Below are 10,324 nucleotides of genomic sequence, written 5' to 3' on the forward strand. Positions count from 1 at the left end.
ACGTCGCTTTACGTCGCGATCTGTCGGTCCAGGTCACTCACCTGCAGGGCCACTCGTCCGGTCACGCCGGGTCCGGCGCGACCTTCAGCACGCCCGCGTCGAGCAGCTGCCGCTGGAGCGCGGGATCGACGCCGAGGCGGTCGAGCACCGCGCGCGTGTCGCGGCCGAGCGCGGGCGGCGGCGAACGATAGGTCGCCGGCGTGCGCGACAGCTTCACCGGCGATGCGGTGCCGCGATACGCGCCGATCTCGACGAACAACTCGCGATGCAGCGCATGCGGATCGCGCGCAACGTCGGCGACCGTGCGCACCGGCCCGCACGGCACGCCCGCCGCCATCAGGTCGCGCGCGAGCGGCTCGCACGGATGCGCGGTGAGCCGTGCCTCGAGTTCGGCCTTCAGTTCGGGCCGGTGCGCGCAGCGGCTGCGGTTGTCGACGAAGCGCGGATCGCCGGCCAGCGCCGGCGCGCCGAGATGCGCGACGAGCCGCGCGAACTGCCGGTCGTTGCCGACCGCGAGGAAGATCGGCACGGTGGCCGTGCGATAGCTGTCGTACGGCGCGATGTTCGGGTGCGCGTTGCCGCTGCGCTCGGGCACGCGCCCCGAGCCGAAGAAGTTCGGCAGGTGCGGATGCAGCAGCGACACGCCGCAGTCGTACAGCGCGATGTCGATCGACTGGCCCTGCCCGCTCTGCTCGCGCTCCGCGAGCGCGAGCAGGATGCCGGTCAGCGCGTTGAGTCCGGTGACCATGTCGACGATCGGCAGCCCGATGCGCGTCGCGTCGCCGTCGCGCTCGCCGTTCACGCTCATCAGCCCGGCCATCGCCTGGATCACCGCGTCGTAGCCGGGCAGCCCGCCGAGCGGGCCGTCCTCGCCGAAGCCCGTCACCGCGCAGTGGATCAGGCGCGGGAAACGCGGCTGCAGGTCGCGCGCGTAGTCCATGCCCCAGCGCGCGAGCGTGCCGGGCTTGAAGTTCTCGACGAGCACGTCGGCGCTCTCGAGCAAACGCCACAGGATCGCGCGCCCTTCGTCGCGGGACAGGTCGAGCGCGACGCCCTCCTTGTTGCGGTTCACGCCCATGAAGTACCACGCGGTGTCGCCGAGGAACGGTGGCCCCCAGCCGCGCGTCTCGTCGCCGCCCGGCGGCTCGATCTTGATCACCGTCGCGCCGTGGTCGGCGAGCGCCTGCGTGCAGTACGGGCCGCCGAGCACGCGGCTCAGGTCGACGACCTTCAGGCCGTCAAGTGCGCCGCGTGTCGCTTTCGTCGCTTCCGTCGCTTCCGTCGCTTCCGTCGCTTTCGTCGCTTTCGTCGTGCTCATCGTTCGACCTCCGGCAGCAGGTCGAGCGCCATGTCGAGCGGTACCGGCGTGCCGCGCAGCAACGCATCGAACGCCGCTGCCTCGTCGTCGCGCGACGCCGGCGCGAGCGGATCGACCGGCAACAGCTTGTGACGCACGATCAGGTGCGCGAGCGCGAGGCGCCGGTAATCGGGCGCGAGCCGCGCGCCCTCGCATGCCATCAGCACGGCCGCGCTCGCGTAGTACAGCGCCGACGCGGCCTGCCGCACGCGCGCGTCGTCGCCTTCCGCCGCGACACCGGCGAGCGCATCGCACGCGCGCGCGAGAATGCGCCGCAGCGCCGCGCGGCTCGCGTCGGGCAGCGGCGCCGCGCCGAGCCGGTCGGCGAGGAACGTGCGCAGCGCATCGAGCGCCTGCTCGCGCTGCGCGGCGCGCGCGACGTCGAGCGCGACGATGTTGCTGGTGCCTTCCCAGATCGAGCCGAGATGCGCATCGCGCACGAGCCGCGCATCGCTCCATTCCTCGATGTAGCCGGTGCCGCCGCGCACCTCCATCGCGTCGCCCGTCACACGGCGTGCGTCGCGGCACGCGCGGAACTTGATCAGCGGCGTCAGGATGCGCACGCAGCGCGCGGCCTGCTCGTCGCCCGCATCCGCCTGCGGCAGCAGCAGCGCGATCTGCATGAACATCGCACGCGCGGCCTCGGCGGGCAGCAGCATCTTCATCAGCTGGCGCTGCATCAGCGGCATCTCGATCAGCTTGCGGCCGAATGCGGCGCGGTGGGCGGCCACGTGCAGCGACTCGTTCAGTGCGCGCCGCATCAGGCCCGCCGCGCGCACGCCGTTCGACAGCCGCGACATGTTGATCATGTCCGCCATCTGGTGAAAGCCGCGGCCGATCTCGCCGATCAGGTATGCCTGCGCGCCTTCGAGCGCGATCTCGCCGCTCGCCATCGAACGGCTGCCGAGCTTGTCCTTCAGCCGCACGATCCGGTAGCGGTTGCGCGTGCCGTCCGGCAGCGTCTTCGGCAGCAGGAACAACGCGAGCCCCTTGATGCCGTCCGGCGCGCCGTCGGGCCGCGCGAGCACCATCGCCAGGTCGGCGTCAGCGTTCGAGCAGAACCACTTGTCGCCGAAGAGGCGCCACACCGCCTCGCCCTGCGCGTCGGCATCGCGCACCGCGCGCGTCGCGATGCGGCCGACGTCGGAGCCGGCCGCCTGTTCGGTCATGAACATCGCGCCCTGGAACAGCGTGTCGAAATCGCGCGATGCGAGCATCGGCAGATAGCGCTCGACGAGCGCCGGGTCGCCGAAACGGCGCAGCGTGCGCGTCAGCGAATCGGTCATGCTGACCGGGCAGCACAGCCCGAATTCGGCCTGCACGAACAGGAACGTCAGCGCGTACTTGACGAGCGGCGCGACCGCCTCGGGCTGGTGGCTCAGCGACGCGAGCCCGAGTTCCGCATACGCGACGCGTTCGAGCGCGATGTACGCGGGATCCTTGTCGATCCGCTGCACGGCTTCGCCGCGCCGGTTGCGGTGTTCGAGCACGGGCGGGTGCTTGTCCGCGCGCGACGCCCATTCGTCGAGCTCGCCCGACACGCGCGCGCCGAGCGCGTGCAGCTGCGGTTCGAGTTCCGCGTAGCGCGCGTCACCGAGATGCAGTTTCAGCAACGCGCCGAGATCGGGATCGGCCGTGAAGAAATTGATGCCCCGGCTATCGGGGATGTTGTTGGCCGCGCCGGTGTCCGGCGTGCGAGCGATGTCGTTCATGCATGCGTCTCCAGGATGGCGCCCGGCTATCGGCCGGCGCCGCGCGGCGGCACCGCGGCCGGCTGATGCCAGGCGTTCAGCAGAGCGTAGGCGCGCGATCGATAAGCGTCCAATACAGGATTTATCCGGTACGATAGACGACGCTTATCGATGCCGATGCGGGAAGGAGACAGCATGGAACTGAGGCAGTTGCGCTACTTCGTGGCGGTCGCCGAGGAACTGCATTTCGGGCGCGCGGCGAAGCGCCTGTTCATCTCGCAGCCGGCGTTGAGCTTCGACATCCGCAAGTTCGAGGACGCGCTCGGCGTGCAGCTCTTTTCGCGCACCAACAAGACGGTCGCGCTGACCAACGCGGGCGCGGTGCTGCTCGGCGAAGCGCGCCGGCTGCTGCTGCAGGCGGCCGAGGCCGAGCGGCTCACGGTGCGCTCTGCGTCCGGCCTCGCGGGCCGGCTGCGGATCGGCTTCGTCCATTCGATGCTGTATCGCGGGCTGCCCGATGCGGTGCGGCGCTTCGAAGCCGATTACCCGGGCGTCGAGATCGTGCTGAGCGAGATGAACACGCAGGCGCAGGTGCAGGCGATCCAGCGTGGCCAGATCGATCTCGGCTACGCGCACTGGGGCCACTGCCCGCCCGAGGTCGAATCGGCGCCCGTCTACGCGGAACCGTTCGTCTGCTGCCTGCCGGCCGCGCATCCGCTCGCGCGGCGCCGTCAGGTCGCGCTCGCCACGCTGGCCGAGGAACCGTTCATCCTGTTTCCGCGCGACGCGGCGCCGCACTATCACGACCTGATCATCGCGCAATGCGTGAACGCGGGATTCAGCCCGCTGATCCGTCACGAGGCGCGGCTGTGGCAGACGATCCTGTCGATGATCGAGTTCGGCATGGGCATCGCGCTGGTGCCGCGCGTGCTGCAGCAGGTGAAGAGCGACCGCCTCGCGTTCCGGCCGCTGAAGGATGCGTCGCTCGAATCGCGCACGCTCGAACTGAAGCGCAGCGGCACTGCCGAACCGGTCGCACTGCGCTTCGCCGACTACGTGCGCGCATCGATCGACGCGCTGCCCGCGCTCGCGGGCTGAGCCGGCGCGCCGGCGCGCCGGCATTTCGCGCCGGCACTTCCCCGTTACTTCGCTTCCGGCTGCAGCGCCGGCTGCGCGCGCCGGTACCACACCGCGTACACGACGGACAGCGCGATCAGGAACGGAATGCCGAAGATCAGCGTCATGTGGAATTCGGCCGTGAAGTAGGTCGTCACCATCACCGCGAGCATCAGCGCCGCGCCGAGCAGCGTCAGCAGCGGAAAGCCGCGCATCCGGAACGCGGGCGCCGGCAGGCCGAGCGCCGCGCGACGCCGCCGGAAGCAGTAATGCGTGACGAAGATCATCATCCACGTGAACAGCGCGCCGAACATCGACACCGCCATCATGATCGTGAACGACGCGTCCGGGTACAGCACGCTCAGGACCGTCGCGAGCGCGATGCCGAGCGTCGACAGCAGCAGCGCGCCGAACGGCACGCCGCGCGCGTCGACCTGGCCGAGCGCCTTCGGCGCATAACCCGCGCGCGACAGGCTGAACATCATCCGCGTCGTGATGTAGAGCTGGCTGTTCATCGCGGACAGCGCGGCGATCAGCACGACGAAGTTGATCAGCCCGGCCGCGCCCGGCAGGTGGATCGCCTCCATCACCTTCACGAACGGGCTCTCGTCGCGCCCCGCCGCCGTCCACGGCACGATCGCGAGCATCAGCGCGAGCGTGACGAGGTAGAACAGCACGAGCCGCACGATCGTCGAGCGGAACGCGCGCGTCACCGCGCGCTCGGGATCCTCCGCCTCGCCCGCCGCGACCGCGATCATCTCGATGCTCAGGTAGCTGAAGATCGACACGATCACCGCGACCCACATTCCCCACATGCCCTTCGGGAAAAAGCCGCCGTGCCCGGTGTAATGGTGGAAGCCCGCGCGGGCCGCACCGTCGCCGACCAGTGCCGGATTGCCGAACACGACGTACGCGCCGAGCACGATGAAGCCGACGATCGCCGCGATCTTCACGACCGAGAAGCCGTATTCGACCGCGCCGAACACGTCGACGCTGCGCGCGTTGACGAACACGAGCAGCGCCGAGAAGCCGACGATCCACAGCCAGCCCGGCACGCCCGGGAACCAGTACTTCATGTACAGCGCGATCGCGGTGACTTCGGTGCCGACCGCGAGCACGATGCACGCCCAGTACGCATAGCGCACGAGGAACCCGGCCCACGGGCTCACGTAATGTTCGGCGTATGCGCCGAACGACCCGGAGGTCGGATGCGCGACCGTCATCTCCGCGAGACAGCCCATCAGCAACAGCGAGATGAACGCGCCGATCGCGTAGCTGACGAGCACGCTCGGGCCCGCGAAGCCGATCGCGAACCCGCTGCCGAGAAAGAGACCGGTGCCGATCGCACCGCCGATCGCGATCATCGCCATCTGCCGTGCGGAAAGTGTGCGGCGCAGACCCTGCTCGCGCGCCGCGATGTGCTGGAATTGCCCTTCTGGTTGCATCGAATGACCTCGTTCGAAAGCGTGTGTCCGGCCGAAACGTCGACGGCGCACGGACCGGTGCCGGACCGCACCGGCCACCGCGCGCCGCATGCTCAGAACAGGTGGCGCAAGCCGGCCGCGATGCCCGTCTGGTTGCCGCGTCCGGGCATTTCGGTGAACGCGCCGCCGGTCACCCGGTTGTAGTCGACCGTCGCGTAGACCTGCGTCGCCTTCGACAGCGCGTACTCGGCCTCGAGCACGCCCGTGTAGCGCTTTCCGCCGTTACCGGCGATGCCGTTGACGTTGCGGATGTCGTCGTAGTACGCGACGCCCGTCACCGAAACCGCCGGCGTGACCTTCACGCTCGCGCCGGTATAGAAGATCGCGTCGCGGCGCGGATTGTCGGCGAACGCACCGTAGGTCACGTCGCGGCCCGGCGCGTTCAGCAATTGCCGGTCGAGCATGCCCGTGCGGTCGATGCCGCCGAGATAGCCCGCGTACAGCGTCGCCGCGCCGAACGCATAGCGTGCGCCCGCGCCCCACGCCTGCTGCGCGCGGCTCGTCAGGTCGCGCACCTGCTGGTAGGTCGCGCCGACCATCAGCCCGCCGAGCGTGTACGACACGTGCGTGCCCCAGTACGCATTCGCGCCGAGGCTGCCCGCGACGCCGCCGAAGCCGTAGCTCGCGCCGACGTTCAGCCCGCCGAACGTGCCGTCGTAGCTGGCCACGTTGCTCGCGCGGCCCTGCGTGAGGAAGTACGGCCACATGTTGGCCGTGTAGTTGCCGACCGTCAGCGGATCGAGATCGCCGAACAGGTTGAATGCCTCGGTCGCCTGCCGGCCGAGCTTCACGGTGCCCCAGTCGCTCGCCAGGCCGACATACGCGTAGCGGCCGAACAGCGCGCCGTCGAGCTGCCCGTTCTGCGGCTCGAAGCCGCTCTCGAGCCGGAAGATCGCCGTCAGGCCGCCGCCGAGCGCTTCGCTGCCCTTCAGGCCCCAGCGGCTGTTGGTGATCGCACCGTTGGTCATCTGCACGCTCGCGTCGTTCGACGCGTTCGCATGCGTCGTGTAGCGAATGCTCTGGTCGACGATGCCGTACAGCGTCACGCTGCTCTGCGCCATCGCGCCGCTCGCGGCGAGCAGGCCGGCAATCGTCGGTAGTGCGAACCTATTGATACTCTTCATCTTCGTCTCCATCCTTGTCTGAATTATCGATGTGTACTGGTTGGGGTATGTCGGTAATCGTGGGTACTGCAATCCGCGCCGAGTTGCGTGCTTTCTAGCCGCGTGCCGCCGGCAACGCCACGTATGCGACGAGTTCGACGCGCATGTCCGGGTGCGCGAAGCCCTGCACGCCCACGCACGTGCGGTTCGGGTACGGTTCGCGAAAGTGGCGCCGGTATTCGGCGTCGAATTCGGGCATCGCCTTCACGTCGGACAGGTAGACGAGCACCTGCGCGACGTCGTCCATCGTCGCGCCGGCCGCCGCGACGGCCTTCGCGAGATTGCCGAGCGTGAGGCGCGCCTGCCCCGTCATCGTGTCGCCTGCGATCGCGCCGGACGCATCGACCGGGCCGTGGCCGGTAAACATCAGCCCGCCCGCGCGGGTCGCCCACGAGAACGGCTGCGCGAGTTGCGGCAAGTCGACCGGGATCGTGTCTGCCATCGTGTCCTCCTTCGGTTCGGGATCGGCCGCTCAGGCAGCCTGGCGCGACGTGCCGCCGAGCACGTCGGCGATCGCGTACGCGACGTGCTCGACGTTCGCGTCGTTCAGGCCCGCGATGCACATGCGGCCCGAGCGCAGCAGGTAGACGCCGTGCGACGCGCGCAGCCGGTCCACGTCGGTCGCGGCGATGCCCGTATAGCTGAACATGCCGCGCTGCGTGACGAGCGCGTCGAACGCGGGCCCGGCCAAGCGCGCGTCGAGCCGCGCCTTCAGCTCGCCGCGCATGCGCTTGATGCGCGTGCGCACCTGGGCCACCTCGTCTTCCCAGCACGCACGCAGGACGTCGTCGTTCAGCACCGCCGACACGAGCTGCGCGCCGAACAGCGGCGGGCTCGAGTAGGTGCGGCGCACGCCGGCCTGCAGCTGGCTCAGCACCGTCGCCGCTTCGCCCGCGCTCGCGCAGACGATCGACAGGCCGCCGACGCGCTCGCCATACAGCGAGAAATTCTTCGAGAACGAGTTGCTGACGATCGCCGGCAGCCCGGCTTCGACGATCGCGCGCACGGCCCATGCGTCGTCGTCGAGACCATCGCCGAAGCCCTGGTACGCCATGTCGAGGAACGGAATCAGCCCGCGGCGCGCGAGCACGTCGATCACAGCGCGCCACGCGTCGCGGTCGAGGTCGAGGCCCGTCGGGTTGTGGCAGCACGGCTGCAGCAGCACGATGCTGCGCGCGGGCAGCGCGTCGAGCGCCGCGAGCATCGCGTCGACGCGCAGGTCGTTGCGCGCTGCGTCGTAGTACGGATACGTGTGCACGTCGAGGCCGGCCGCCGCGAAGATCACGCGATGGTTGTCCCACGTCGGATCGCTGATCCAGATCGCGCTGTCGGGGAAATAGCGCTTCACGAATTCGGCGCCGAGCCGCAGCGCGCCCGAGCCGCCGAGCGTCTGCAGCGTCGCGATGCGTCCTTGCGCGAGCGCCGCGCAACCGGCGCCGAACACGAGGCGCTGCACGCCCTGCCGATACGCGGCGAGCCCTTCCATCGGCAGATACGTATGCGGCGCGCCGGCTTCGCGCAGGCGCTCGGCCGCGAGGCGCGTGCTCTCCAGCACGGGGATGCGGCCCGCGTCATCGTAATAGAGGCCGATGCTGAGGTTGACCTTGTGCGGATGGGCATCCTGCTGGAACGCCTGGAACAGCGACAGGATCGGATCGCCCGGATAGGCGGGAATGTGTTCGTACATGGCGGAATGACGGTCGGGGTTGAAGGCGGCGATACGGCCGGCGGCGTGACGGCACGTCAGGCCGTGCGGTCGAGGCATGGGGCGCATGTTATCGAGGACGAAATAGAATGAGCTTCACTTTTCGATGACGAATCCCGCCGATTGCAGTAGAGTCTGCGCCTACCATCTAAAAAATGACGGGATTCTGCGAAATGAATCTGGATCGAACCGACATGCGGATCCTCCGGCACCTCGAGCGGGACGGACGCATCAGCAATCAGGACCTCGCGAACGCGGTCGCGCTGTCGCCGTCGGCGTGCCTGCGGCGCGTGAAGCTGCTCGAGGAACGCGGCGCCATTTCCGGCTACCGCTGCACGATCGAGCCGAAGAAGGTCGGCGTCGCATTCGAGGCGCTCGTGCACGTGTCGATGCGGCCGGACGTGCCCGAATGGCACGACCGCTTCGTGGAGGCGATCCAGCAGTGGCCGGAAGTCATCGCCGCGCAGATCGTGACGGGCGGCTCGAACTACGTGCTGACGGTGCGGGCGCGCGACCTCGACCACTACTCGGACTTCGTGATCAACCGGCTGCATCGCGCGACGGGCGTGATGTCGATCAATTCGAGCATCGTGCTCGCGACGCTCAAGCGCGACGGCTCGATCCTCGATCTCGTCGAGCCGTCGACGGCCGGCTGACGCACCTTTTGCACCGGCCTGAAAAATATTTGAAGAAAGTGCTTTACGAACCCGAAAAGCTCTGACATAATTTCAGCTTCTTTGGGCGGTTAGCTCAGCGGTAGAGCACTGCCTTCACACGGCAGGGGTCACTGGTTCGATCCCAGTACCGCCCACCAAAGAATTCAAGGGCCTGCGTTACACGACGCAGGCCCTTTTCGTTTTGTGCGTCGCACTCGTAATGCACACGTCCAAGAGATAATCGCGTGATTCCGACGCGCGCCATCCGCCAGTACGTAATAATCGGTAACGAATTGGTAACGGTGTACGAATAGCGGCTGACTAGAATCGACCACCATGACAGCCGGCCGAGCGGCACCGGCTTCCCACCATCAAGAAGACGAACGGAATCCGGCACGCGCATTGCGGCTGGTTCACGCCGTCGCGACACATCATGACATTGCCGAATTCACATACCCTGTGGTTGACCGGCCTGAGTGGTGCCGGTAAATCCACGCTCTCGCGCGAGATAGCCGCGTACCTGCGCACGCACGACATTCCGGTCTGCATTCTCGACGGTGACGAACTGCGCTCGGGCGTCTCGCACGATCTCGGATTCCGGCGCGACGACCGGGCCGAAAACTGCCGACGTACCGCCGAAATCGCGAAGCTGATGAACAATCAGGGCATCATGGTGATCGTCGCGCTGATTTCCCCGTATGCAGCCGACCGGCAACTGGCGCGGGAAACCATCGGTGACGAGCGCTTCGTCGAAATCTATCTGAAGACCGATATCGAGACCTGCTCCGCGCGCGATCCGAAACGCCTGTACGCGAAGGCCATGACCGGCCAGACGCGCCAGTTCACCGGCATCTCCGATCCCTATGAGGCACCCGTCGCGCCCGATCTCGTTGTCGAGACCGGAACGATGTCCGTCTCCGCGTGTGTCGCGCGCATCATCGAGTTCGATCAACAGCGCTTCGACTACGCCTGACCGAAGCGCTGCGTTCGCTCACCTCACCCGCCCGACCCGTTCCGCGGTCGCATCGAACGCGCGCTTCGCCTTGTCGACGATCTCGTCGACCTCCCCCTCGCGAATCACGAGCGGCGGCGACAGCAGCATCCGGTCGCCGGTCGCGCGCATGATCAGGTTGCCGTTGAAGCAGAAGTCGC

At 68.2% G+C, this 10,324-nt stretch carries 9 protein-coding genes, 1 tRNA gene and 1 pseudogene; 4 read left to right on the forward strand and 7 right to left on the reverse strand.

The annotated features are described in order from the left end of the window. Window positions 1-61: 61 nt before the first annotated feature. Both DIE04_RS24385 and DIE04_RS24390 read right to left on the reverse strand, forming a co-directional pair. A complete protein-coding gene (locus DIE04_RS24385) occupies window positions 62-1,318 on the reverse strand; it encodes a CaiB/BaiF CoA-transferase family protein (RefSeq protein ID WP_124522168.1) in 1,257 nt (418 codons plus the stop codon). After that, on the reverse strand, window positions 1,315-3,069 hold the full coding sequence (locus DIE04_RS24390; protein ID WP_124522170.1) for an acyl-CoA dehydrogenase family protein: 1,755 nt from the start codon (window positions 3,067-3,069) through the stop codon (window positions 1,315-1,317). The genes DIE04_RS24385 and DIE04_RS24390 overlap by 4 nt, the downstream gene beginning before the upstream one ends. Before the next feature lie 174 nt (window positions 3,070-3,243). Between DIE04_RS24390 and DIE04_RS24395 the strand changes: the two genes are divergently transcribed. Then, on the forward strand, window positions 3,244-4,146 hold the full coding sequence (locus DIE04_RS24395; RefSeq protein ID WP_124522172.1) for a LysR family transcriptional regulator: 903 nt from the start codon (window positions 3,244-3,246) through the stop codon (window positions 4,144-4,146). Between the two features lie 44 nt (window positions 4,147-4,190). Here the strand turns inward: DIE04_RS24395 and DIE04_RS24400 are convergent, their stop codons facing one another. The 4 genes from DIE04_RS24400 to DIE04_RS24415 all read right to left on the reverse strand — a co-directional run bounded on the left by DIE04_RS24400 (window position 4,191) and on the right by DIE04_RS24415 (window position 8,498). Further along, the gene (locus DIE04_RS24400; protein ID WP_124522174.1) at window positions 4,191-5,609 is read right to left on the reverse strand and encodes an amino acid permease; all 1,419 of its coding nucleotides are present in this window, start codon (window positions 5,607-5,609) and stop codon (window positions 4,191-4,193) included. Between the two features lie 92 nt (window positions 5,610-5,701). Then, window positions 5,702-6,772 carry a porin gene (locus DIE04_RS24405; RefSeq protein WP_409333459.1) on the reverse strand — a complete coding sequence of 357 codons (1,071 nt, stop codon included), beginning with the start codon at window positions 6,770-6,772 and terminating at the stop codon, window positions 5,702-5,704. Window positions 6,773-6,866: 94 nt separating this feature from the next. Beyond that, window positions 6,867-7,253 carry a RidA family protein gene (locus DIE04_RS24410; protein WP_124488333.1) on the reverse strand — a complete coding sequence of 129 codons (387 nt, stop codon included), beginning with the start codon at window positions 7,251-7,253 and terminating at the stop codon, window positions 6,867-6,869. Between the two features lie 30 nt (window positions 7,254-7,283). Further along, entirely contained in the window at window positions 7,284-8,498 is a 1,215-nt protein-coding gene (locus DIE04_RS24415) for an amino acid aminotransferase (protein ID WP_124488338.1), read from the reverse strand. Window positions 8,499-8,689: 191 nt separating this feature from the next. On the opposite strand from DIE04_RS24415, the gene DIE04_RS24420 reads away from it, so the two are divergent. From DIE04_RS24420 to cysC, 3 genes are all read left to right on the forward strand, one after another. Continuing rightward, window positions 8,690-9,172 carry an Lrp/AsnC family transcriptional regulator gene (locus DIE04_RS24420; RefSeq protein ID WP_124488334.1) on the forward strand — a complete coding sequence of 161 codons (483 nt, stop codon included), beginning with the start codon at window positions 8,690-8,692 and terminating at the stop codon, window positions 9,170-9,172. Between the two features lie 83 nt (window positions 9,173-9,255). Then, window positions 9,256-9,330, forward strand: a tRNA-Val gene (locus DIE04_RS24425). A gap of 275 nt (window positions 9,331-9,605) precedes the next feature. Further along, window positions 9,606-10,145 (forward strand): adenylyl-sulfate kinase, encoded by a 540-nt coding sequence (gene cysC / locus DIE04_RS24430; RefSeq protein WP_124488335.1) that lies wholly within the window; start codon window positions 9,606-9,608, stop codon window positions 10,143-10,145. An 18-nt stretch (window positions 10,146-10,163) separates the two neighbouring features. Here cysC and DIE04_RS24435 read toward each other — a convergent pair. Next, window positions 10,164-10,324, reverse strand: a pseudogene (locus tag DIE04_RS24435) (aspartate aminotransferase family protein); the annotation flags it as partial.

The organism is Burkholderia sp. Bp8994, from assembly GCF_003853805.1.
Taxonomy (GTDB): domain Bacteria; phylum Pseudomonadota; class Gammaproteobacteria; order Burkholderiales; family Burkholderiaceae; genus Burkholderia.